This window comes from Segatella copri, assembly GCF_026015625.1.
Classification (GTDB): Bacteria; Bacteroidota; Bacteroidia; order Bacteroidales; family Bacteroidaceae; genus Prevotella; species Prevotella copri_H.
Genome location: NZ_JAPDVG010000001.1, coordinates 2,234,659 through 2,257,666 on the forward strand (window position 1 = coordinate 2,234,659; position 23,008 = coordinate 2,257,666).

General features: G+C 45.1%; 20 protein-coding genes and 1 pseudogene. 16 read left to right on the plus strand and 5 right to left on the minus strand.

The annotated features are described in order from the left end of the window. Positions 1 to 100: 100 nt before the first annotated feature. Positions 101 to 1,099 carry a DUF4435 domain-containing protein gene (locus ONT19_RS09560; protein ID WP_118255590.1) on the minus strand — a complete coding sequence of 333 codons (999 nt, stop codon included), beginning with the start codon at positions 1,097 to 1,099 and terminating at the stop codon, positions 101 to 103. A 39-nt stretch (positions 1,100 to 1,138) separates the two neighbouring features. Next, the gene (locus ONT19_RS09565) at positions 1,139 to 1,957 is read right to left on the minus strand and encodes an AAA family ATPase (RefSeq protein WP_022121034.1); all 819 of its coding nucleotides are present in this window, start codon (positions 1,955 to 1,957) and stop codon (positions 1,139 to 1,141) included. A 176-nt stretch (positions 1,958 to 2,133) separates the two neighbouring features. Here ONT19_RS09565 and ONT19_RS09570 point away from each other — a divergent pair, with 176 nt between their 5' ends. Next, the gene (locus tag ONT19_RS09570; protein WP_119228851.1) at positions 2,134 to 3,078 is read left to right on the plus strand and encodes a DMT family transporter; all 945 of its coding nucleotides are present in this window, start codon (positions 2,134 to 2,136) and stop codon (positions 3,076 to 3,078) included. 84 nt (positions 3,079 to 3,162) lie between these two features. Here the strand turns inward: ONT19_RS09570 and ONT19_RS09575 are convergent. Continuing rightward, positions 3,163 to 4,742, minus strand: a pseudogene (locus tag ONT19_RS09575) (L-lactate permease). Positions 4,743 to 4,898: 156 nt separating this feature from the next. On the opposite strand from ONT19_RS09575, the gene ONT19_RS09580 reads away from it, so the two are divergent. From ONT19_RS09580 to ONT19_RS09610, 7 genes are all read left to right on the plus strand, one after another. Then, on the plus strand, positions 4,899 to 5,414 hold the full coding sequence (locus tag ONT19_RS09580; protein WP_218458986.1) for an RNA polymerase sigma factor: 516 nt from the start codon (positions 4,899 to 4,901) through the stop codon (positions 5,412 to 5,414). Then, positions 5,411 to 5,929, plus strand: a complete 519-nt coding sequence (locus ONT19_RS09585; protein WP_264952603.1) for a hypothetical protein — start codon at positions 5,411 to 5,413, stop codon at positions 5,927 to 5,929. Before ONT19_RS09580 ends, ONT19_RS09585 begins: the two co-directional genes overlap by 4 nt. A gap of 66 nt (positions 5,930 to 5,995) precedes the next feature. Beyond that, positions 5,996 to 6,442, plus strand: coding sequence for a DUF6108 family protein (locus tag ONT19_RS09590; protein ID WP_264952602.1), 447 nt, complete (start codon positions 5,996 to 5,998; stop codon positions 6,440 to 6,442). A 63-nt stretch (positions 6,443 to 6,505) separates the two neighbouring features. Further along, on the plus strand, positions 6,506 to 7,399 hold the full coding sequence (locus tag ONT19_RS09595; RefSeq protein ID WP_264952601.1) for a hypothetical protein: 894 nt from the start codon (positions 6,506 to 6,508) through the stop codon (positions 7,397 to 7,399). Positions 7,400 to 7,821: 422 nt separating this feature from the next. Further along, positions 7,822 to 9,117 carry an O-acetylhomoserine aminocarboxypropyltransferase/cysteine synthase family protein gene (locus tag ONT19_RS09600; protein WP_217745900.1) on the plus strand — a complete coding sequence of 432 codons (1,296 nt, stop codon included), beginning with the start codon at positions 7,822 to 7,824 and terminating at the stop codon, positions 9,115 to 9,117. Positions 9,118 to 9,216: 99 nt separating this feature from the next. After that, positions 9,217 to 10,164 carry a cysteine synthase A gene (cysK, locus tag ONT19_RS09605; RefSeq protein WP_118085561.1) on the plus strand — a complete coding sequence of 316 codons (948 nt, stop codon included), beginning with the start codon at positions 9,217 to 9,219 and terminating at the stop codon, positions 10,162 to 10,164. Positions 10,165 to 11,497: 1,333 nt separating this feature from the next. Then, positions 11,498 to 12,721: a serine/threonine-protein kinase gene (locus tag ONT19_RS09610; RefSeq protein ID WP_264952600.1), complete on the plus strand. Its 1,224-nt coding sequence runs from the start codon at positions 11,498 to 11,500 to the stop codon at positions 12,719 to 12,721. On the opposite strand, the gene ONT19_RS09615 is transcribed toward ONT19_RS09610, so the two are convergent. Beyond that, positions 12,706 to 13,260, minus strand: coding sequence for a hypothetical protein (locus ONT19_RS09615; protein ID WP_264952599.1), 555 nt, complete (start codon positions 13,258 to 13,260; stop codon positions 12,706 to 12,708). The genes ONT19_RS09610 and ONT19_RS09615 overlap by 16 nt on opposite strands. 470 nt (positions 13,261 to 13,730) lie before the next feature. Between ONT19_RS09615 and ONT19_RS09620 the strand changes: the two genes are divergently transcribed. The 8 genes from ONT19_RS09620 to ONT19_RS09655 all read left to right on the plus strand — a co-directional run bounded on the left by ONT19_RS09620 (position 13,731) and on the right by ONT19_RS09655 (position 20,723). Further along, complete coding sequence (locus ONT19_RS09620; RefSeq protein ID WP_153082873.1) at positions 13,731 to 14,213, plus strand: hypothetical protein; 483 nt, start codon at positions 13,731 to 13,733, stop codon at positions 14,211 to 14,213. Positions 14,214 to 14,252: 39 nt separating this feature from the next. Further along, positions 14,253 to 15,494, plus strand: a complete 1,242-nt coding sequence (locus tag ONT19_RS09625) for a tetratricopeptide repeat protein (RefSeq protein WP_264952598.1) — start codon at positions 14,253 to 14,255, stop codon at positions 15,492 to 15,494. A 40-nt stretch (positions 15,495 to 15,534) separates the two neighbouring features. Beyond that, positions 15,535 to 16,374: an energy transducer TonB gene (locus ONT19_RS09630; protein ID WP_264952597.1), complete on the plus strand. Its 840-nt coding sequence runs from the start codon at positions 15,535 to 15,537 to the stop codon at positions 16,372 to 16,374. 61 nt (positions 16,375 to 16,435) lie between these two features. Beyond that, positions 16,436 to 16,921: a hypothetical protein gene (locus tag ONT19_RS09635; protein WP_117728492.1), complete on the plus strand. Its 486-nt coding sequence runs from the start codon at positions 16,436 to 16,438 to the stop codon at positions 16,919 to 16,921. Between the two features lie 200 nt (positions 16,922 to 17,121). Then, the gene (locus ONT19_RS09640) at positions 17,122 to 17,436 is read left to right on the plus strand and encodes a hypothetical protein (RefSeq protein ID WP_147347506.1); all 315 of its coding nucleotides are present in this window, start codon (positions 17,122 to 17,124) and stop codon (positions 17,434 to 17,436) included. Positions 17,437 to 17,690: 254 nt separating this feature from the next. Then, positions 17,691 to 18,986, plus strand: a complete 1,296-nt coding sequence (locus ONT19_RS09645; RefSeq protein WP_203068957.1) for an ATP-binding protein — start codon at positions 17,691 to 17,693, stop codon at positions 18,984 to 18,986. Between the two features lie 197 nt (positions 18,987 to 19,183). Further along, positions 19,184 to 19,687, plus strand: a complete 504-nt coding sequence (locus tag ONT19_RS09650) for a hypothetical protein (RefSeq protein ID WP_264909099.1) — start codon at positions 19,184 to 19,186, stop codon at positions 19,685 to 19,687. Between the two features lie 7 nt (positions 19,688 to 19,694). Further along, entirely contained in the window at positions 19,695 to 20,723 is a 1,029-nt protein-coding gene (locus tag ONT19_RS09655; RefSeq protein ID WP_264952596.1) for a hypothetical protein, read from the plus strand. Between the two features lie 105 nt (positions 20,724 to 20,828). On the opposite strand, the gene ONT19_RS09660 is transcribed toward ONT19_RS09655, so the two are convergent. Then, positions 20,829 to 23,003 carry a TonB-dependent receptor gene (locus ONT19_RS09660; protein ID WP_264952595.1) on the minus strand — a complete coding sequence of 725 codons (2,175 nt, stop codon included), beginning with the start codon at positions 23,001 to 23,003 and terminating at the stop codon, positions 20,829 to 20,831. Positions 23,004 to 23,008: the final 5 nt, after the last annotated feature.

The following is a 23,008-nucleotide window of genomic DNA, read 5'->3' on the forward strand; positions in this document are numbered from 1 at the left end:
AGGTAAAAAAGTAAAAAGGTAAAAAGAAAGCAGGCAGATGACATCCCGCCAGGCTCTTTTTACTTTTTTACCCTTTTACCTTTTTTACTTTTTACCTTTTTTACCTTTCCAAATACTTTTCCACATCCGCCTGAATCTTCTGGAATTCGGGAGAGAACTGGTAGAAGGTGTTCTTCTTCATCATCATCTTCACCTTGCCCAGACTATTCTCATAACATGCCATTTCGGTGCGGGCCTGCTCGGAATGGAGGGCACGGTCGCGGATTTCATTCTCCCTATCGTTGCGCAAAGCATCACAGACGCTCTGGACGATAGGACTAACTACCAGGTCGAAGAGATGATGACCCTGAATATATAAATAGGTATTGCTCTCGTTTACACCCAGATTGTTGAGGTAAAGAGCCATTTCATCCAACTCATCCTTAAACTTCTTGAAGCGGCGCTCCAGCTGGAACAGCTTTGCCCGCACCTTCTTTCCCAAATAATCTATCGCCCATTTAGGATCCTGGATTCGGACAGAAGGCAGCATGATGACCTTATCAAACTCCGCCATATCAAAATGCATCGACATCTTGCGATGACGAACATAAAACAGCATGTGCCATAAAAAGAGGGGCCATATGGTACGGGAATAGGACTCAAGAAAACGCTCGAAATCGAAGATGCGACGGTCGTTGAGCGTCACCATCACACAGGTTTCGTGCAATCCTCTGGCATAACATTGGAAGTTTTCAATGGCATAGGCATAGGTATGGAAGATGTAAGGATTCTCCAACATCTGCTGGGAAGACTCGGTTGAGCCCTGACGCAGATAATCGTAATCGGCATCTACACAGGCTATCATATCCCTACCTACTCCCTTCAGCATACTGGAGATAGCAGCCTTCTTGCCTCGGTCTAAATGCTGGTTACGGGTAGGCAGCATGATATCAAAATAGCGTTTTTCATTCTCAAACTTTCCCAGTACAGAACGCCAGAAGAAGACATCATCATAGCTCTCGACGTAAGCCACAATCTTGCGCCGAGCCTTCTTCGAGGTCATCCTGTTGGCTGCCTCGAAGAACTGGGAATTGATATTATCGGTTAAACGTTTAGCCATAAGCTGAAAAAATCAACATTCAACACTTAACATTCAACATTACGAAATCGTAATATCATTCACATCCGTCACCCTATCGGTCCATCCATCCATGACCACAGCAGGACTGTGGGTGGTCATGATGATCTGGATATTCGGATTAAGCTGCAGCACCAGACCGATGAGCTGCTTCTGCCATTCGAAATGAAGGCTGATTTCCGGCTCATCCATAAAGAGGACGTATGACTGGTTGTCCTCCACCAGCACGGTGAGGAGGATGGCGAGAATCTGCTTCTCACCAGCCGAGAGCTGATAAGGCGAGAGCTGCTCACCTATCTGGTTGAAGCGGATTTCGTTGGCTGTACGAATGATGGTCTTGCCGGTATCCTTGAAAAGATTATCTACCATATCCTGGAACATCTTCTTCGGTTCACTCAGTTTCTGAGCCTTGAAGGCTGCATCCGGTTCGCCACTCTGCAAGACGGCGATGATGCGGTTGCCTATGTTCACCTGGTAATCCAGATACTTGCGCTGCAACTGGAAGAGCTGCCAGTCGAGTTCGGTAACCAGGGTAAGGTCTATCTTGTTGATCATCTCGGCATTCATCAATGGTCTATCTACTGAGCGGATTACATCATATCTAATCCACTTTGCCTCCTCCGGCTCCACCTTCAGATGCACACCTTTGATCATGTGACTAGGGAATTCACCGCCAGCTGCCAAACCCTTTACCACCTTATTCAATATAGTACTCTTGCCCACGCCGTTTACACCACTCAGGATATTGACACGGCGGTCGAGGTTCCAAAGAATATGTTTGGTACCGCTCCAGAGAGATTCAATCTCTATCTGTTTGATATAATCAGCATATTTCTGCATAAGAATAATCTCCTATCTTTAATAGTCAAGAACAGAAAAAGACTATTGTCTTAACTTCTTAACTCCTTTAAGTTTCAAAAAATATACCGCAAATATAGCAAAATTCCTCGAATTTTTGTACCTTTGCACTCGATTTTATTCAAAAATAGGAAGATTTAAATAGAAATAAGGAAAAAATGGATAACAAACGACCTCTTATCGCCCACCTGTGCCTCTTCTGTTCCGGCGCATTCTGGGGACTGATGGCTCCCGTAGGCAAGGATGCCATGCTTCACGGCATCGACGGCATCGACCTGGTGAGCTTCCGTGTATTGGGTGGTGCCCTTCTCTTCTGGCTCACCTCATTATTCACCAAGAAAGAGCATGTTCCAGTAAAAGACATCTTCAAGTTTGCTGCTGCCGGGCTCTTCGCCCTCGTGTTCAACCAGTGTTCTTACACCATCGGTCTGAACATGACCTCGCCTAGCAATTCCAGCATTATGACCACCTCGATGCCTATCTTCGCCATGATTCTCTCCTTCCTGATATTGAAGGAGCCTATCACCTGGAAGAAGGCGCTCGGCGTGCTGATGGGATGTGCTGGTGCTGTCATCATCATCACGACAAGTGCCACAGCAGGCAATGCCAAAGTGGGAAACATCTGGGGTGACCTGCTCTGTATGTCGGCGCAGCTTTCTTTCGCCCTCTACCTGTCGCTCTTCAAGAACCTGCTGTCTAAGTATTCGCTCTTCACCATCAACAAGTGGATGTTCCTCTGGGCAACGGTTCTGATATGGCCTTTCACCATCAGCCACGTGGTGAGCATCGACTTTGCCCATGTTCCGATGAGCACCTGGTGGGAAACGGGCTACGTGGTTCTCTTCGGCACCTATCTGGGTTACATCTGCATGATGATTGGTCAGAAGACGTTGCGCCCTACCGTGGTAAGTGTATATAATTATGTGCAGCCGCTGGTATCGGTTACCGTGAGTGTTATCGTGGGTCTCGCCGTATTCAAGGGTATGCAGGCCATCGCCGCCATCCTCGTATTCTCTGGTGTATGGCTCGTGGTAAAGAGCAAGTCGAAGCATGATATCGACAAGCACGACCACAGCCTGGCTTACGAGAAAAGACATGCTTAAAAGATATAATGTCGATTTATAAAACTGAAACTGTCCCCATCTGAAATAACAGATGAGGACAGTTTTTTATATAAGAAAAGAAAATCAGCAACCGAAGTAAACCATCAGTCCGCCCAATACGATATAAAGCAGGGCGTATGGGATGGCCGAACGGAGAATCTCTCCATCCTTTCCCTCCATATCGCAGGCTGCAGTCGCAATGGCGATGCTCTGCGGACTGATCATCTTGCCACCCGTGGCTCCCGTGGTGTTGGCAGCAACCAGCCAGTTTTCCTGACCACCCTCCATACCAAAGAATGTGCTCTGCCCCGTCATACCCAACTGATTGGCAACATGAGCCTGGAGCTTGGCAAAGAGGATATTCGAAGAGGTATCAGAACCCGTTACGAAGGTTCCGATTGCACCAATCATCGGCGCAACCAGAGGATAGAAATCTCCCGTTACTGCCACCAGTCCGGAGGCGATGGCAGTAATCATTCCCGAATAGTTCATCACGCTTGCCAGGGCTATCAGCGAACAGATGGTCACCACCGTCTTACGCAGATTCACCGTGGTACGGGCAAGAATCACCATCAATCTCTTAAGGCTCAATCCCTGAATCAATCCACCAATCGTAGCACCCAGGAAGAGCATCAGGCCCGCATTGGATATCCAGCCAAACTTAAAAGTGCTGTCGAGCACTGGCAGATGAACCGCACTCACCAGATGACTCTTGAGGAAAGCATTGACCGGAGGACAGAGTGCTCCGGAAACCAGGATGAATATCAATATAAAAAGGTAAACGCTCCATGCCTTCAGGCTTTCGGCAAGTGTAAAGGTTTCCTTATCCTGCACCTTGCTCTTTCTGGCAAATACCTTGGCGTATGCGATGATGGCGATAATGGCAGCCAGCGAACCGATGATGGCTGGAGTCTCCGAACCGAGATAATAGCCGCAGACAACTGCACTACCACGGAAATCACTCCCACCCAGAGGGCGATGATGAGATTCTTGATAAGATTGTGCTTATCGGTAAGCGTCAGGATGATGAAAGGCAGGATGATAAAGAGAGGTGCCAGCTGGATAATGGCGAAAGCCGAAGTCTCGCAAATCTGTGCCGCCGAAGCCGATCCGCTTTCCGCCACCTCGTTACAGAGCGTAGTAACCGGCACGCCCACGGCACCAAATCCCGTAGCCACGGTATTACCGATTAAGGAAACCAGAGCCGAGAACATCGGTTTGAAGCCGAGTCCGATGAGGATGGCAGCAGGTATCGCCACCGCCGTTCCGAAGCCCGCCATACCTTCGAGCAGTCCACCGAATCCCCATACAAGGAGCAGCACGAGCAGTCCTTTATCATCGGTAATCGATGTAAACTGCTTCTTGATTACCTCTATCTGCTTGCTTTCCACCAGGATATTATAGCTGTAGATAGCCATCAGGATGATGATGAGAATCGGGAATACCGCCTTCAGGATGCCTTCCACCACCGCCCATCCCGTCAGGGCGATCACGCTATCCTCCGCATGTTCCGGAGCAATCATGCCTAGCGGCGAAGCAGCGAAGAGAGCGAGCAACACGGTAATTACGAGCGTCAGCAAGGCGCTTTTATGACCTGCCATCTTGAAGCCGAGCATCAGGATGAACAGCAACACGATGGGAATAATAGAAACTACAGATGCCATAAGCCATTCAGTTTTATAATGTTTTCGATTGCTAAATTTTATGTTTATGACTGCAAAAATAACATTTTTCTTTGAAAAAAGAAAGCATTTTTTGAAAAAAATCTCTTCTTAGATGTCCGATTTTTCAATTTCATACGTCTATAGAGTGTAAAGGTTATGAGAACAGAAGAATTCAACCATATCATCCTACCGATGCGCAGCAACTTGAAAGCGTATGCGCTAAGGTTGACTGAGAGTGACGACAATGCCGAAGACCTCGTGCAGGAAGTCATGCTCAGGCTGTGGGACATGCGCCAGAACATCCAGGCAGAAGACAACCTCAAGGCTCTAGCCATCACTATCATGCGCAACAAGTTTTATGACCAGTGCAGGCATGAGGAGCGGAACTTCACCACCGACAAGGTAATGGAAGTACCCATAGAAGACCGGCGGGCAGAGCAACGGGACGAGGTAAATCTCATCAAGCAGATAGTGGCACAGCTCCCGCCCTTGCAGCAGCAGATATTCCGCATGAAGGAGATAGAAGGCTATACTGCCGATGAAATCATGCAGATAACGGGATGTACTGCCGATAATCTCCGAAAGAATCTCTCCAGAGCCCGACTCAAAATCAGAGAGACTTATATGAACATCGTGAAACAGAACAAAATAAAGAAGGAGGAAAAGTTATGAATGATGAAATAAAAAGAATACAGGACTTGCTCGACAAGTATATGGATGGAGCCACTTCCAATGAAGAAGAGGCAACGCTCAGAAAATATTTCGAAGAGCATGCCAATGATATTCCGGAAGAATGGGAATCCTATCGCGCCCTCTTCAGCTATATCGGATTCGAACAGTTGAATCTTTCTCAAATTCTAAAAGAAGAAGAGAAGGAGATAGAAAAGGAGGATATTCTAGAAGATGAAGAAAAGAATATCCCAAAGAAAGAAGGAAAGAAAGAGGAAGCTTCTCGCAGCAGATGGCTCAAATATTTCGGCACTTCTGTGGCAGCCGCCGTTATCATCGCATTCCTGATTGTGGGCATCCAGAAGATAACCCAGCCTCAGCCTGAATGTTATGCGGTTATCGATGGAAAGGTTTATACCGACCAGGAGTTCGTTCATAACGAAGCCCTGGATGCCCTGGAAGATGTTTCGGCAGATTCCGAAGATCCATTCAGTGCCCTGGATATGATGAAACAATAAATTCATCTTTTAGATGAAACAATCAATCAAACTATAAAGTATAATATATATAATAAGGTATAGAATATGAAACGATGCAACTTGATAAAACGCTTCTTCATCGGACTGCTTCTTATCGTAGTAGCCTCGATTTCGGCTAATGCCCAGGAGGGGCTGTACGTAAAAAGTATATTCCAACGCTTCGGACACGCCAAGGGATGCAAGATGGTTACGATGCAGAATGCGCAACTCAAAGGTTACAGGCTCAAGATATACAAGAGCCTGGTATATAAGAACCATGCCACGGAAATAGCCCACTATCTGAAAGCCGACCGCAAGGCTGCGAAAAAAATCAGAGAGGTGGTGGAGAATGGCAAGATGGTGAGCGGCTATTACATGATGGCCCCCTTGAGCAATGGCAACAACCGCTTCATCCTCTTCAGTAACCCGAGTAAAAGCAAGGGAACCGTGATTTATATCGAAGGCGACCTGTCGCCCGAAGATATCATGAAACTCTGCTATTCCAGAAGATAGAAACAACATTTTCCTACAGGAATCTTCTCAATAAGAATAAGAAACAACATAAAATATAGTATTATGAATATCAAAAACGTAATGATGATGGCTGCCATGATGCCAGCCTTCGCCCTTGCTGAAACCAACAGCAACTGTGCACCAGCCTCTGTAGAGGCTAACGACACCACAATCAGAGTGAACGACCAGAACATCGTCATCAAGCAGGATGGTGAACAGACTTCTGTGAAGATATATAAGATGAACGGCAACGAGATGACCAAGATTTCCGAAACCCAATTCGTAGATGGTCAGGAAGTAGAAAAGGTATTTGTCACCTCGCCTTTCATCCCTCAGACCTTGAGCAAGCGCAAGCGCAGTCTGGAGAGTCATTATCCAACCTTCTTCTTCGGCTGCAGCCAGTTGCCAGGCAGCAGGGGAAGCATGGGAGGCAACAACGAGATGCACAGTCGCGACTCCAAGTCGTGGGAATGGGGCATCACCCTCACCAGTCTCTGCTTCCGCCTTTCCAACGAAATGGCGCTCACCTCCTCTCTCTCCATCGGACAGGTACACCACCATTTCAAGGACAATTATGTATTAAGCACCCAAAACGGGGTATCGGCAATGACTCCGATAGAAGGCGAGACGCTGAAGAAAAGCTATATCAGCTACAATGTGCTCCGCCTGCCTATCATGCTGGAGTGGCAGAAGCGCATAGGATGCCATGATGCTTTCCTGGCGCTAGGTCCATCGGTAGAGTACCGCTGGCACGAGCATTCCCGCTACTTCATAGGCAAGCACAAGCATACCGAAACAGGCGATATCAACCTCAACCCTATCGGCTTGAACCTCGAGGCCCGTGCCGGCTACTCAGGAGTGATGCTCTACGCCCGTGCCGGAATAACCCCGCTGCTCAACAAGACCAAGGCTCCCGAGTGCTACCCGATGACCATCGGCTTAGGATTTAGACTGTAATTTCTCTCAAAAAAGTGGCGATAAGTGTGCGAAATCTCATAAAAAAACATAGATTTCGCACACCTATCGCCACTTTTTGCTGTTTACCGGCCAAACTCGGAAGTGAAACACAGCCAAATTAGGTAACAAATCACAGCCAAATTAGGTAACGAAATTCGCAAATCACAGCCAAATTGGGTAACAAATCACGGCCAAATTAGGTAATTTTGCCCATTTTTCTGCTAAAAAATGCCCGAATACCACAAACGTGGTAGCAGGAATACTACTCATATGCTATTTCAGAATCCAGGAAATCGCCGTACCTTTGCAGCGTCAATCAGAACAAACAGTCTGATGCCAATCATGACTGGATAACTGGGCGACAATTTATATAAATGAATAAGATTGAATATTAACGTAAAATTAAAGAAAGGACATAGATTATGAGTACAGAAAAGAAACTTCGCTTTGAGACACTTCAGTTGCATGTAGGTCAGGAAAATCCAGATCCAGCTACCGACGCTCGTGCGGTGCCTATCTACCAGACCACAAGTTACGTGTTCCGCAACTCTCAGCACGCTGCCGATAGATTCGGACTCCGTGACGCAGGTAATATCTATGGTCGCTTGACCAACTCTACTCAGGGTGTATTCGAAGACCGTGTAGCTGCCCTCGAGGGTGGTGTAGCAGGTTTGGCTGTCGCTTCTGGTGCTGCCGCCGTTACCTACGCTCTGCAGAACATCCTTCAGAACGGCGACCACATCGTAGCTGCCGACAACATCTACGGCGGTACTTATAACCTCATCACTCATACATTATCCACACAGGGTGTCAGCTACACCATCGTGGATCCTCGCAACTTCGAGCAGGTAGAGGCTGCCATCCAGGACAATACCAAGGCACTCTATGCAGAGACCTTCGGAAATCCTAACTCTGATGTAACCGATATCGATAAGTTGGCAGAGATTGCTCATCGCCACAACATCCCATTGATTATCGATAACACCTTCGGCACTCCATACCTCATCCGCCCTATCGAGCACGGAGCAGACATCGTGGTTCACTCAGCAACTAAATTCATCGGCGGTCACGGTTCATCTCTCGGTGGCGTCATCGTAGATGGCGGTAAGTTCGACTGGAAGGCAAATGCCGACAAGTTCCCTACTCTCGCTAAGCCAGACCCATCTTATCATGGTGCCGTATTCGCAGATGTAGCCGGAGCAGCAGCCTTCGTAACCAGAATCCGTGCGGTCATCCTTCGTGATACCGGTGCAACCATCTCTCCATTCAACGCCTGGATTCTTCTTCAGGGCTTGGAGACATTGAGCCTCCGTGTAGAGCGCCACGTTCAGAATGCATTGAAGGTGGTAGAGTATCTGGAGAACAACCCTAAGGTGGCTAAGGTTAATCATCCAGCCGTTCCTTCTCATCCAGACCATGAACTTTACAAGAAGCTCTTCCCAAATGGTGCAGGTTCTATCTTCACCTTCGATATCAAGGGCGGCGAGAAAGAAGCATGGGAGTTCATCGACCACCTGCGCATCTTCTCTTTGCTGGCTAACGTAGCCGACGTGAAGTCACTGGTTATCCACCCAGCAACAACCACCCACTCTCAGTTGAGCCCAGAGGAGTTGGAGGAGCAGCACATCTATCCTTCTACCGTTCGATTGAGCATCGGTATCGAGAACATCGACGACCTGATTGAGGCACTCGATGAGGCATTTACCTACGTAAAGTAATTTCAGTGTTGAATGTTGAATGTTAAATGTTGAATTGCCTGACGGACAATAACGGCATTCAACATTCAACACTCAACACTTAACATTAAAAAAATCATTATGGCAAAGATATATAAACAGATTACTGATTTAATCGGTAAGACCCCATTGGTAGAATTGGGTAAGTATTCAGCATCCAAGGGTTTGGAGACTCCTGTGATTGCTAAGGTAGAATTTTTCAATCCTGGCGGAAGCGTAAAGGATCGTATCGCCCTTGCGATGATCGAAGACGCTGAGCAGAAGGGCATTCTGAAACCAGGTGCCACCATCATTGAACCAACCAGCGGTAACACGGGTGTAGGTCTGGCTCTGGTATCAGCCGTAAAGGGCTACCACCTCATCCTCACCATGCCAGAAACCATGAGTGTGGAGCGCAGAAACCTGGTGAAGGCTTACGGCGCAGAAGTGAGATTGACCAGCGGCAAGGACGGAATGCCTGGTGCCATCAAGGCTGCCGAGGAGCTCCGCGATTCCATCCCAGGCTCTGTGATTCTGGGACAGTTTACCAACCCAGCCAATCCTGCCAAGCACTATGCCACAACCGGACCAGAAATCTGGGCAGATACCGATGGCGAGATTGATATCTTCGTAGCCGGTGTAGGAACAGGTGGAACCATTTCGGGTATCGCCAAGTACCTGAAAGAGCAGAATCCAAACGTGAAGGTGATTGCCGTAGAACCTGCCACATCGCCTGTATTGAACGGCGGACAGAGCGGTCCTCACAAGATTCAGGGCATCGGTGCCGGTTTCATTCCAGAGACTTACTCTTCAGAATATATCGATGAGGTATTGGATATTCAGAACGATGATGCTATCAAGGCAGGTCGTGACCTGGCTCAGACCGAGGGCCTCTTGGTAGGAATCTCATCAGGTGCTGCCGCCTTTGCAGCCACCGAGATTGCGAAGCGTCCTGAGAACAAGGGCAAGAAGATTGTAGCCCTCTTGCCAGATACTGGTGAGCGTTATTTAAGCACTGTACTCTACGCTTTCGAGGAGTATCCATTGTAATTCACAATCGGATATTTTCTGAAGAAAGCAAAATCTATCATAATTTCCCCAACCAGCTTTTCCATAGCAGGTTGGGGATTTTCATTTTTCGGAACTTCATATATATTTGCAAATGCGATACCACCCCAATTCCTTCTGCAACTTACGAGAATCGAGTATAAATTCTAGCCTTTATCATTTAAAAGATTTTAAAAATCAATAAATATCATTACGAGTTCCCATAGTGGGAACTCTCATTTATTTTATTTTTTCTATCTTTGCAAAAGATTACCACTTTGGAGGCGCCACGACAAAAACAGTAATTTGTGGATCTCTACTTCCGAAAGCCAACGGAGGCAGAGACAGGGGAATTTGTGTCCGAAGCCAAAGAGCGATACCAAACATCTTCTGCTCTGTTCACGGTGACACGGTGACACGATGACACTAGTTTTTCAACTTTTCGCCTCGCACGCGGGCAGGCAGGAACTTTCGGCTTGATTTTTCCTGCCTGCCCGCGCGAGAGTAAATCTTCAGAAATCACTGTCATACGTGTCACCCTGTCATCCAGAAGCAGGTTACTTCCGAATCAAAAGTCAAAGACTTACGGTGCAAAAGTCAGGCACTTACGATGCAAAAGTCAGGCACTTACGCCCCGTAATCCCCTGGCTTACGAACCGCAATCCAATCATAAAGCCCTTAAAAATCAAACAAGCCAGGCATTTAGAAGTGATACCAAACAAGGCATGTAAAAGGGCTTACAAACACCAGAGCAAAGAGAATCTATGAAAAAGTATGAGCAACTGTGAGCAAGTATGAGCAACTGTGAGTTGCCTCCTCACCGATTTCGTATCTTTGCATTGTGATTCAGAGATACTCAGCGGTTCCAATCAGCAAGCTATAGTAAGGCGTCCCCATAGCAAGCTATCCCCAGGCGGTCCCATCCCGCACAACCATGGCAAAGACCGCTTTGATGTGATTTGATAGCCAACCAGCCAGGTATTAAAAAGAGAGTGGATTTGCGACAACCAGTTCCAATATGAAATAAGGTATAAGCTCGGGGAGGAATGAGTTTGAACCAATCGTCAAAGTTTAAAGAATACTAAAAGATTCTCTTTCGCTTGAAAATTTCTTTTAAAATGCCTATATTTGCAATGCCGTTAGTAATGGCGGCAGACATAAAGAGGTAGCAACTACGCTTAATTCGGACTGAGAATCTGGACAGTTCGCAGTACACAAGAATGACAGTTCCAGTTGTTTGCCCCAATATGTATACTAATATCCATCCCGCTTCTGTGGGATGGGTATCTCTATTTAGTTAATTTTGCAACCGAATTATCAACCCAGTCTGCGTAACATGGATTCATATTCTGGAATCATCATAGAAGAAAGCAGAAGGTCTGAGCAATTTTCAGACTTTACTCCCATACCTTGCAAAGGATTCAACATTCTTTGCAAGGCAAAGCGCTATGGCAGATGGTGGGTACTCAAAGGATTGAAGGACCCATACCGTCAAGACGAAAACTACAAGAACCTGCTGCACAAAGAGTTCGATATCCTCATATCCCTGCAGCATCCCAACATCGTATCAGCCTACAGCATGGAAGAAATACCGGAAATGGGTACCTGTATCGTAATGGAATGGATAGATGGTATCACGCTGGAACACTGGAGCGGTAGGAAGACTGAGGGAGAAGACATCTTCCTCCAGTTGCTTGATGCTGTGCATTATATCCATGCCAAGCAGATAGTACACAGAGACTTAAAACCTTCCAATATCATGATTACCCATAACGGCAATCATGTAAAGCTCATCGATTTCGGACTTTCAGATACCGACGACTTTGCCATTCTCAAACAGCCTGCCGGCACACCGGGCTACATCTCACCTGAACAGATTGCATCCCAACAGGCAGACATCCGCAACGACATCTTCAGCATCGGTTGTATCCTGGAAAAGATACTTCCAAGCAAACCGTATACTGCCATCATCAAACGATGCAAGGCACCCATAACCCAGCGATATGCCAATGTTGACGAACTCAAAGCTGATTTCATGGCTCACAGAAACAGGCATCTATCCGGTATCAAGCGTATCGGAATCGCAGCTTTGGCCTGTATCATCTTATTAGGTTTCATCAGTTATCCTTTACTGCATCAGCAGGAAAAGAGCATTAGCATCACCCCGGCACATCACGAAGCCAAGAAGGATACTGTCATCCGCCAGCAAGCCAAGAAGCCTGCCCCACTTTCCAATGGCCGGAAATCCCTGCAGCCAACAGCTACCGAGCCATCTTCTGCATCCCATTTACAAAGCGCCGAACTCATATCCAAGGGAAAGAAGACTATCGACAAGATGTGGAAGGAATCCGGCATAGACACCATCCGGTCTGTTGTGAAAAAGAGCGAGGCATACTTTCAGTTTGTAAATAAGAGTAATGAATTCATCACAACGACTTATCCACAGACATTCTCTAAGGACATAGACGGCAAGAAGGCAGATATCATCTATGAACTGTCCTCTTATACCACTGAGAGATATGTGAAGCCAACCCTGTCGAGATTTCAATCTTCTAAGTAATGCTCTACGATGATGCCGTTCTTCTTACCTATAGCGTAAGTAACCGGTTCATCATCTCCATGTTTCCAAGCATGGAGATAAGCAGGCTCATGATTGATAAAATGATGGCACTCAAAAGTATCATCTTTCGCCAATCTGGTATTTTCTGATGACACCACCTTGAAACTTCCGTTTCCCTGATACCTGATGATGCAGGTTCTGTCGGGCAGCCAGGAAAGTTTGAGCATCTGTCCCTCATAAAGATCATCGCATGAGATTTCCTTGTCTATAACCATCTGGCTCTGCCGTTCTCCCGTTCCTTGCGACAATCCAAACTCCTCAAAGTCTGCATAACCGAGAAAATTAGCCAGCACATTCTTGGTAAACTTACTGGCAGAAACCCCTTCGCTCACGTATCCCCAGAATCGTCGCAGCGTAGAGGCACTCACCCTTTGCTGGGTACGTTCCTCCACCTTTTCGCTCAACCAAGCGAAGTCGCGAGGAACAACCATCTTGCGCCCCACCATTTTTTCTATCATTTCACGTAATATCTGTTCCATGCTGCAAAGATACTGAAACAAATCCAACCAACACACAAAAAGCCAATATTTCGACTAAAAACGCCCTATATTTTGAACTTGGAACGGAATGGAACGCTGAAAAAGCAGAAAAAGCACCTATTTTTGCAAAAAAATCAGCTCACAATGAACAACTTTAGAAAAAAAATGGTATATTTGCAGTGCTGTTCTAAACAAGCAGCAGACATGTTAAGGAAACAACCATGCTTGGTTCGTACTGAGAATCTGGACAATTCATTGTACACAAGAACGAAGACAGAAGTTGTTCACCCAACCGTGTATTATTGTATCCATTCCGCTTCGGCGGGATGGACATTGATATATACCCTTTGGTGTGAGCTGATTTTCATTCTTTGTGTACAGGTAGTCCAGAACCTTCAGAACAGAATGAAATCGGTTCGCACCTTTTTTATGCCTAAAAATGAAATAACCAAAAAGTAAATGATTAGCTTATGGAAAAATTAGAAAACACAAAGCCAGAAAAGCTACTGATAGCCATCAGCGCATTAGGCAATCATGGCAAGACACTAAGTGCTACCAGATTGATAGAACTTTTAATTTCACATCGTGAAGGATGGCTTTATGATAGCCGTTCCATCAATCTCAAGAAAGAGCAACTGGCTATTCTACAACGCAATGGAACGGCAGAAATTGCAGTTATTACCATTGGTGATGGAGTCGATAGTAGATTTGAAGATTGGTATAATATTGTAGCAAGCATTCCAACTATCAAAATCATCGTTGGATGTTGTCGTACAAAACATGGGACATTCGCCTATCTCAAAAATTTTGCAAGGACTCATCAATATACAATGGTTGTAACGCATCCATATTTTCAAGAGATGCCTGTTTTGCCTAAGGGCTCACCTATTGCAAACTATTGGAACGCAATTTTTGCAAACCATCTATTAGATATGATACATTTACACTTGTAAACAATATTGGGAATAATAACAATTAAAAACAAGAAGAATATGAAAAAGATTTATCTAATCATGATACTCTTCTTTGCGACAGCATCGGGAGTATTTGCACAAACAACCAACATTGTCACCCTCATGCTAAAAGCCAAGTCTGGCGAAGCAGAAGCACAGAATGCTCTGGGCGAAGCATATTATGATGGGAAAGGGGTTACGGAAAATTTAACTGAAGCTGTAAAATGGTTCACAAAAGCTGCAGAACAAGAAAATGCTAAAGCAGAATACAACTTAGGCAACTGCTATTACTATGGCAATGGAGTACAATACAGGGACCGTGGAGAAGCCGTAAAATGGTATACAAAAGCGGCAGAGCAAGGATATACTGAAGCACAAAACGACTTAGGATACTGTTATGAATTTGGCGAAGGAGTAGACAAGAATCTTAAAGAAGCCGTAAAATGGTACACAAAAGCTGCAGAACAAGGACTACCATTGGCACAATGCAACTTGGGAGCCTGCTATGAAAATGGCGACTGGGTAGAAAAGAACCTTGAAGAAGCCGTGAAATGGTATACAAAAGCAGCCAATCAAGGATATGCGAAGGCTCAATACTATCTGGGAAAAGCCTATGATAAAGGCGAAGGTGTAGCTAAGAACGATTCGGAAGCTATGAAATGGTATCTCAAAGCGGTAAAAAACAATTACCCACAAGCAGCCTATTATTATGGTGCAATGCTCTTAGCGGGTGACAAGCAAAAGGGTGTAACAAAAAACATACCAGAAGGAGTCAAATATTTGCGCAAGGCAGCTGATCTAAAAAACCTTGATGCAATTCAGGCTTTGGTTGGTGCCTATTACTCGAAAATGACAGGTGAGAATGATTTTGGTATTAGCAAATATCTTTCTTACGCTGACTTTGTTAAGTATATAAAAATTGGCGCAGAAGAAGGAGATCAAAACATGAAAACTTTTCTGACCAATTTACCAAATTTAAAATCAATGATAGCACAAGAAAAAAGTCTTGTAGCGAAATATGGACAGAGAGCATACGACAACATCAAAAAGGGAAAGGTTTATATAGGTATGCCAGAAGGTATCCTTACCGAATTCAGGACTTTTGAGACTGATGGTAGCAGATATCAAATGTACAAATACAATGGTCCTTACAGAGACTTAGTTGGTACTTACAAACAATATATCCCTTCCTATGCTCTCCGACTGGTCAATCTTCTTGGGAAGGTATTCCCTAGAATCGTAAAGGTTAGAAATGGAAAGGTTACAAATGTCATATATTAATAACATTAATAAGCGGACTCATAAAAGCATTACATTTATTATGAAGCATTCATTTTTACAAACATTAAGCACCACTTTTTCCTCTAAAATCGGAAAAAGTATCATTTTAGCAATATTCGTTATGCTAACAGGAAGCCCAACCTTCGGACAAGCAAGACGAGGCACTACACAAAAAGCCAATACAACAACTGTCACTAAGCCAAGCCCAAATTTAGTAAACGACTTTAACAAAAAAATCAAAAACAATTATTTCTTCAACAATAAGTCGAACAATAATGAGTGGGACATAGTATTCAAACCTGCCAATACTGAAGGAAAAGGCGGTGGAAATATCGTGATACCTATATCTAAACTTGGTCTCTCATTCTCATACAACATCACTGCAAACGGAAGTATCTATATCAAGATTGACAACGTCAAGATGAAGGAGGAGAAGATAACATGGCAAACTAATCCCGATGGGGTCATTTTAGAAGATCTGTTTTTCCAATTGCAGAGCGACTCACTTAAATACGATGAACTTGTAAATTGGAATCCAAACGAAGAGTCAGTTTACAACGAAGTCAATGAAATTGATAAAGTTGATGAAAAGCCATCTTTTCCTGGTGGTGAAAGTGCAATGAAGTCTTATCTGAACAGCAATGTAAAATATCCTGATGTAGCACAGGAAAATGGCGTACAAGGACGTGTAATCGTAGAGAGTATCATAGAGAAAGACGGCTCCATGTCTGACGTTAAGGTTATTAGAAGTGTTGACCCGTCACTTGACAGGGAAGCCCTGCGTGTTGTTAAGGCTATGCCGAAATGGACACCAGCAAAACTAAAAGGAATACCTGTACGAACCAAATGTACAACACCTGTCGTTTTTAGATTACAATAAGGATCTATACCCAAAACGGGAAAGTAGCTTCTATAAAGTGTAAATTTCAAATTACAAGACAATGAAAAAGAAACATTTTTTAATCATGATGTTTGTATGTTTCACAACAAGCATCACAAGTTGCTCAAACAACAAGAATAACAAGGAGGAGAATGGAATAGATTCAGTTGCCATAGCGCAAGCTAAAGCAGACAGTATTGCCAGATGCGATAGCATAGCTCGTGCTGATAGTATTGCAAAAGCAGACAGTATTGCTAAATCAAACAATTTGGCAGTAGGTATGTCTGTAAAGGAGGCATTACAGAAGCCTGGCGTCAAGAAAGATTGCGCAGATGCATTTGATGGTCAACACGAAGGAGATGCCTTAGTTTTGATACAAAACGGCAAGAAGTTTCTCACAAATGTTAGTTATCACATGAAGAACGGCTTTGCAGAATGTGATCATCTCAACTTTAACCTTTTGCCAGACAGTTATGAAGGTGACATCACTCTGGTTAGAGCCAAGGACTGTGCAGCATCCGCAAAAATTGTAAAGGAAATCAAATAACAAGCCTCATGAGACATTCTATTATCACAGCATTAGGCGTTTGCCTAGTCGCATCATTTACCGCCTGTGGCAACAAACAGACTAAAGATGCAGAAACCGTAGACAGTACGGCAATAAAAGACACTATCGTTTCCGAAAAAGTAGAGCCACAAGTGGACTCTACAAAAATCTTTAGCGACACAGTTGCACAAAGAGGGAAAATGGTATATAAGGTAACACGCCAAGTAGAAGACGACATCGTATATGATGACGAAAGAGACTTGGATAAGAGCACATTTACTGAGTCATTGCGCATTACCTTCAAGAACAATGGCAAAGTCAGCATCAAGGAAACCTTGCAAGACGACGCCACTTGGAGTGGAGAATGGGAAGCGAATGGCTATGACATAACCGTTTACGCCAACGATTTAGTCCTACGAGGTACCGTTTCCAAAGATTACAAGACACTTGAACTTTCCTCAGAATCTATCAGCAAAGTAAGTTGGACAGGTTCAAGGAAATTAAGACTTCAATAAACCAATTACACTCATGGCTTTCCTATTGATATAATAGCGAATTGCCATGAATGTTTTTTATTTTCCTCCTAAGAATAGTATCAGTTTTGAAAACGGACATTAAAATACCGTTTACCGCAAAAACACAAAGTAAAGTACCGCAAAAATACAAAGTAAAATACCGTTAAAACACAAAATAAAATACCACAAAAATACAAAATTATTTGTAGATTCCACTATTTATTACTATCTTTGCAAACAAAAACATATTGAACATGAAGTATTTAGATAGAATAGCAGACAGAATGCTCCAACTTCGTCTGGAAGCCTTTGGAGCAGTACAGATTGTTGGACCAAAATGGTGCGGAAAAACCACAACGGCCATGCAGCAGTCAAAGAGCGTAATCAAGATGCAAGATCCAGATAAGCGTGAAGGATATCTGGCGACGGCACGCACCAAACCATCCTTGCTGCTCAAAGGCAAAACACCACGACTGATAGACGAGTGGCAGGTAGCACCAGTTTTATGGGATGCTGTTCGGAATACCGTAGATGAGCGAAAACAGAAAGGTCAGTTTATCTTAACCGGTTCTACAGTCGTCGAAGACAAAAACGGAGAAATCATGCATACGGGTACTGGTCGCATCTCCAAGATGCCCATGTATCCTATGAGCCTTTATGAGTCAAAGGAATCAACAGGCTCCATATCTTTACGTTTATTGTTTGATGACCCAGCTTACGATATTGATGGATTTCTGTCAGACATGACCGTGGAGAAACTGATTTTCGCTGCTTGCCGAGGCGGTTGGCCAGCATCACTGGACGTCACTTCGCAGGAGGCACAATTACTGATAGCACAGGATTACGTAAATGTGATTTGCGATGAAGATATATCGAGGGTAGATGGCGTAAGAAGACAGCCAGCTTTGGCTCGACTCATCATGCGTTCTTATGCCCGGAACATCTGCACCCTCGTCAAGAAATCCAAGATGTTGGCAGACATCACGGTAGAAATGGAGAAAACGTCGATGCCAACATTTGATGATTATGTTTCTGCCCTGCAACGATTGTTTGTCATAGAAGATGTGGAGGCATGGTGTCCGGCAATCCGCTCAGCCGCAGCAATCCGTTCGGGAGCCAAGCGTTGCTTTGTAGATCCTTCCATAGCTGTTGCTGCTTTGGGTATGTCACCAAGAAATCTGGAATTAGACCTTCGAACCTTTGGTTTCATATTCGAGTGTATGTGCATTCGCGACCTGAAGGTATATTCGCAAGCCTTGGGAGGTAGAGTCTCTTACTATCACGACCGCTATGACCTGGAGGCAGACATCGTGCTTCATCTTGCAGATGGCCGCTATGCCTTGATAGAATGCAAGTTGGGTAGTCGGGAGATAGAAGATGGTGCCAAGCATCTCCTGCAACTACGGGATTTGATTCGTGAGAAGAACAAGACAGAGCATCAGATGCCACTCAGAGAGCCAGACCTGCTGATTGTCATGACAGGAGGCGAAATGGCTTATACAAGGGAAGATGGAGTAAAGGTTATACCTTTGGCTACATTAAAAGACTAAGAAAAGGGCACTCATCCTTACCTCACTTAGGATACCACCGCCCTAACTACCTTTTTTAACATAGTTAGGGCGGACTTATAAGCCGCGAATTCAATAATCAAGCGCCAATACTTTTTTTCAAAATATTGGCGTTTTTTTTTGAAATTTTCCCTTCATATTACTATATTATAAAGGTATAACCAAAAAGAAAGAATAAAATGGCAAATAAAATGTCTTTATGTATCATCAAATACACCTATACTCGATATGTAGGGGTGGATATCGAAAAATATACTCGGGGACTATTCGAGTATGTGAAGGAAGAGTTTGGGGAGTTTCAACCACAAATGTCAGAGCCTGGAACTATACCTGATATGCCAGACTATCTGGACATCGTGCTCTGCAAAAAGGACGGAAGTATCTTCTACGAAATGGATATCCAAAGACGTGCCATCAACATCCCGCATGATTGTCAAATGGATGGATTAGTATTGGAAATCTTTATCCAGAACTGCGATGGCACGAGATACAAAAAAAGACATGCATATCCCAAGCCTTGGTGGAACCATAAAGCTAACGGCAAGTCGGGCATGAGAAAACTGAAAATTCATAAAACTATCAGCAAAAGGAATCTTAACAATCAAGAAGGCAAAGACTCTGAAGGCATCAGAATACCTGAACTTAGATCTCAGATTCTCAAGTTTCATAAATTCTTAAAATAACCATCCCATGACATACGAAGAATTCAAGCAATTGGCTGAACATCCACAGCATCGGGATGTTCCTGCCATCTTCAAGCTCGAAGTATTAGAAACAGAAGAGCTGGAGGAGAAAAAGCGTTCACATTATCCGAAATATAAGGTGAACACCTATTGTCCGCAAGCCTTCACTACAACTTTGGAGGAGGCAGAGAGACTGATGCACCAGGATGTCCTTTACCGCAAGAAGATGAAGGAGGAAGACGACTATCCGCTGGATACCTTCTGCTATTATATCTCGGAGATTCCGCTGGGACTGTTGCACTACGACCGCGAATGTCTTTCGGAAAGGATGTATGATGGGGAAGGAAAACTGATCGACCAGTCTTACTGCTGTTCGCGTTTCAGCATTTACTATCCCGGAGTCTGCGATTTGCCTGCATACGACCGTCATCCTGACGAGACCTTCCGAGGCAGAAACGCAGAACAGATCAGATTCAAGAAGGGTGACATCGTGGAAGTATATCGTGGCGATGAGGTAAAACTTGCCATCGTTGTCGGAACTCCGCTTACCACCGAATGGATCTGGGAGAGAAACCAGGCTGCCAAGGATAAAAGGGGATTGGATGAACTGCCATACGATGAAACGGATGACAGCTATACCGTGATAGATGGTCCCGGCTACGAATACCACGACCACGTTCCGTCGCTGCATGTCTTCGCCCCTCACTATCATGTGCCGCTCTATCTTCAGAGACGATTCAAGGGTTATCTGGAAAAGGCTGAGAAAAAGCAGAAAGAAGAGGAGGAGAAAGACAGGATCTTCCGCCAAGCTCACGATTGCAGTTTCAGCAACAAGGAACAGATTGAGAAGTCAGAAAAATGCGGCTGCTTCAGCTGCTGCGAAATCTTCACGCCATCCGAAATCACAGATTACTTCCCTGATGAGCCGCCTACAGCCGAATGTCCCTTCTGCCATATCGACTCCGTAATAGGTGATGCCTCCGGCTTCCCTATCACCAAGGATTTCTTGAAGAAAATGAAGAAGAGATGGTTCTAGGCAAAACAAGAAAAATCGCCCTAACTACCTGTTTTTATACAGTTAGAGGGGTGCTATTAATAAAAAAGAAGCAGGATGGAAGACTGGTCCACCCTGCTATTTTTATTAGAATACCTTTACAAAACGGTCGATATCGATAGAAAGACCTACTGAGAAGGTGCGACCGGTGGTCATCGCCGAACTCCAATAATAGTTCTTTGGCGTATAACCGAAAAGATTATCTACCGTGAAATTCAGATTGACGGCATCCAGAAATCGCTGCTGAAGCGTGAACTTCCACAACTGATAACTGCTGTCATGCTTCTTGATGTTCGTATCAGGAGCAGACAGGTATCTGCCTGACAAAGCGGCATTGATGCGATAGAACGAACAGAGCTGACGATCGTAGTCGAGACGCCAGGTTGCAGAATGCGGACGAGGCTGGGAGAACTGGGAATCTACACTTCTGCCACCCACATGGAGATAACTGTAGTCGAGTTTCACACCGAGTCCCATATCCGAACGGTACTGGGCACTGAAGTCGATGCCGCTCACCTCTACTCCATCCTCGTTGCAATAACGCGAAGCCACATCCGGCTGACCGGTTCCCGGGATATAATCGGCATAATCCTCGGTAGTGATGCGCTTATCATACTTATTATAATAGCCCATCAGGGTAAGACTATACTGACCGGTAAAGAAGCCAGCATTCTTCACCCTTCCGGTATGCTCCAGCGCCAGGTTGTAGTTGTCGCTCTTCTCCGGCTTCAGATCCGGATTACCGTAAATCATCTGCATACCTGCCATATCAAAGTTCATATACATCTCCTTGAGCGTTGGGGCACGGAATCCGCCGGCATAGTTGGCACGGATGGAGAACCCCTTCCACTTGGTCATCAGAGCCAGACGACCGGTAGTAGCATGCTGGCTGGATGCAGAGAAGTAATCATGACGAAGACTTGCCACGATGTTCAACCACTGCAAAGGATTGTAATCGAACTGGGCGAAGGCATCACATGAATTCTGATTCTTTGATTCATTATCCTCAAACTGATAGGTGGTAAGATAATCGTTCAGGAAATCTGCACCTACCGTCAATGTATTCTTGCCGAAGATATGGGAATAGAGGGCACGGACGGTGTTCTGACGGTTGGTATAATCGTGGTCGTGAGTACGCTCATCATTCACATATCGAGCCTTGTCATACTGGTCGAAGCCGTAAGAAATCTCCAGATTATCATTCCCCGAAAGATTCATCACGGTCTTCAGTCCGGCAGAATAATCCATGTAATGATCATCATAGTTGCTGCGCTTGCTGATACGATTGAAATAACCGCCACGACCTATCAGTTTTACCTTATCAGAGAGCTTGTAGGTAAGACGCTCCTTCACATTGAAGGTCTCTCCACCATAGATATGGAGGATGTTGGATTCTGTATCGAAAGGACTGGTGAGCTGAACCTCATCCGATGTGGTGCGCTGGATGCTGGTCTGCGAATTCCATTTTCCGGCATTGAAGCTGAAGCTTCCACCGTGGCGCCACTCCTTGTTGAAGTCGTTGTAGCGGGTATTGACATTGGCAGTCCAAGGTTCGCTGTTTTCACGGGAGATGATGTTGACAACTCCGGCTACGGCATTGGCACCATAGAGCGCCGAAGCAGCACCCTTTACTATCTCGATACGTCCTACATTATCCAAGTTCAGACGACTATAATCTACATTATCCATGGTTTCACCAGCCAATCGCTCGCCATCTACGAGGAAGAGCACGGCGTTTCCACCGAAACCATTCATATTGAGAGAAGTCTCCTGATTCATGGCATAGCCGAATTCCAGACCCGGCATCTGCTCGGTGAGGAGGTCCTGGATATTGGTAGCATCTGCAATCTTGATATCATTGGCGGTAATCAGACGGGTTACCACAGGAGCATCCTTCAAAGCCTTCGGAGTTCGGGTTGCGGTAACTACCACCTGATCGAGGGCTGTAGCATCCGGTTGAAGGCGAAGCACATGCTGCTCACCTTTTCTCTCATCCGCTTTCAGTACGAAGGTCTGAGTCTGATAGCCCACAAAGCTCACCTTCACTCTCACCGCTCCATCCTTGCTGTAAGGAATGCGGAAATATCCGTCTTCATCAGTTGTTACCCCACTCTTTGCATGCAAAATCTGGACGGTAGCACCCGCCAGAGGTGCGCCCGAATCATCGAGCACCCTACCCACGACATCGCCCTGGGTTTCGGCTTTCAGATTCAGGCACAATCCGCAAAGGATCAGGAATAGTGCGAATATCTTTTGTTTCATCGACA

What these genes read in the sequence shown, in the direction of transcription:
- ONT19_RS09560 (WP_118255590.1), bottom strand. Translation starts at nt 1,099, where the DNA reads ATGGCTAAACGTTTAACCGATAATATCAATTCCCAGTTCTTCGAGGCA.
- ONT19_RS09565 (WP_022121034.1), bottom strand. Translation starts at nt 1,957, where the DNA reads ATGCAGAAATATGCTGATTATATCAAACAGATAGAGATTGAATCTCTC.
- ONT19_RS09570 (WP_119228851.1), top strand. Translation starts at nt 2,134, where the DNA reads ATGGATAACAAACGACCTCTTATCGCCCACCTGTGCCTCTTCTGTTCC.
- ONT19_RS09580 (WP_218458986.1), top strand. Translation starts at nt 4,899, where the DNA reads ATGAGAACAGAAGAATTCAACCATATCATCCTACCGATGCGCAGCAAC.
- ONT19_RS09585 (WP_264952603.1), top strand. Translation starts at nt 5,411, where the DNA reads ATGAATGATGAAATAAAAAGAATACAGGACTTGCTCGACAAGTATATG.
- ONT19_RS09590 (WP_264952602.1), top strand. Translation starts at nt 5,996, where the DNA reads ATGAAACGATGCAACTTGATAAAACGCTTCTTCATCGGACTGCTTCTT.
- ONT19_RS09595 (WP_264952601.1), top strand. Translation starts at nt 6,506, where the DNA reads ATGAATATCAAAAACGTAATGATGATGGCTGCCATGATGCCAGCCTTC.
- ONT19_RS09600 (WP_217745900.1), top strand. Translation starts at nt 7,822, where the DNA reads ATGAGTACAGAAAAGAAACTTCGCTTTGAGACACTTCAGTTGCATGTA.
- cysK (WP_118085561.1), top strand. Translation starts at nt 9,217, where the DNA reads ATGGCAAAGATATATAAACAGATTACTGATTTAATCGGTAAGACCCCA.
- ONT19_RS09610 (WP_264952600.1), top strand. Translation starts at nt 11,498, where the DNA reads ATGGATTCATATTCTGGAATCATCATAGAAGAAAGCAGAAGGTCTGAG.
- ONT19_RS09615 (WP_264952599.1), bottom strand. Translation starts at nt 13,260, where the DNA reads ATGGAACAGATATTACGTGAAATGATAGAAAAAATGGTGGGGCGCAAG.
- ONT19_RS09620 (WP_153082873.1), top strand. Translation starts at nt 13,731, where the DNA reads ATGGAAAAATTAGAAAACACAAAGCCAGAAAAGCTACTGATAGCCATC.
- ONT19_RS09625 (WP_264952598.1), top strand. Translation starts at nt 14,253, where the DNA reads ATGAAAAAGATTTATCTAATCATGATACTCTTCTTTGCGACAGCATCG.
- ONT19_RS09630 (WP_264952597.1), top strand. Translation starts at nt 15,535, where the DNA reads ATGAAGCATTCATTTTTACAAACATTAAGCACCACTTTTTCCTCTAAA.
- ONT19_RS09635 (WP_117728492.1), top strand. Translation starts at nt 16,436, where the DNA reads ATGAAAAAGAAACATTTTTTAATCATGATGTTTGTATGTTTCACAACA.
- ONT19_RS09640 (WP_147347506.1), top strand. Translation starts at nt 17,122, where the DNA reads ATGGTATATAAGGTAACACGCCAAGTAGAAGACGACATCGTATATGAT.
- ONT19_RS09645 (WP_203068957.1), top strand. Translation starts at nt 17,691, where the DNA reads ATGAAGTATTTAGATAGAATAGCAGACAGAATGCTCCAACTTCGTCTG.
- ONT19_RS09650 (WP_264909099.1), top strand. Translation starts at nt 19,184, where the DNA reads ATGGCAAATAAAATGTCTTTATGTATCATCAAATACACCTATACTCGA.
- ONT19_RS09655 (WP_264952596.1), top strand. Translation starts at nt 19,695, where the DNA reads ATGACATACGAAGAATTCAAGCAATTGGCTGAACATCCACAGCATCGG.
- ONT19_RS09660 (WP_264952595.1), bottom strand. Translation starts at nt 23,003, where the DNA reads ATGAAACAAAAGATATTCGCACTATTCCTGATCCTTTGCGGATTGTGC.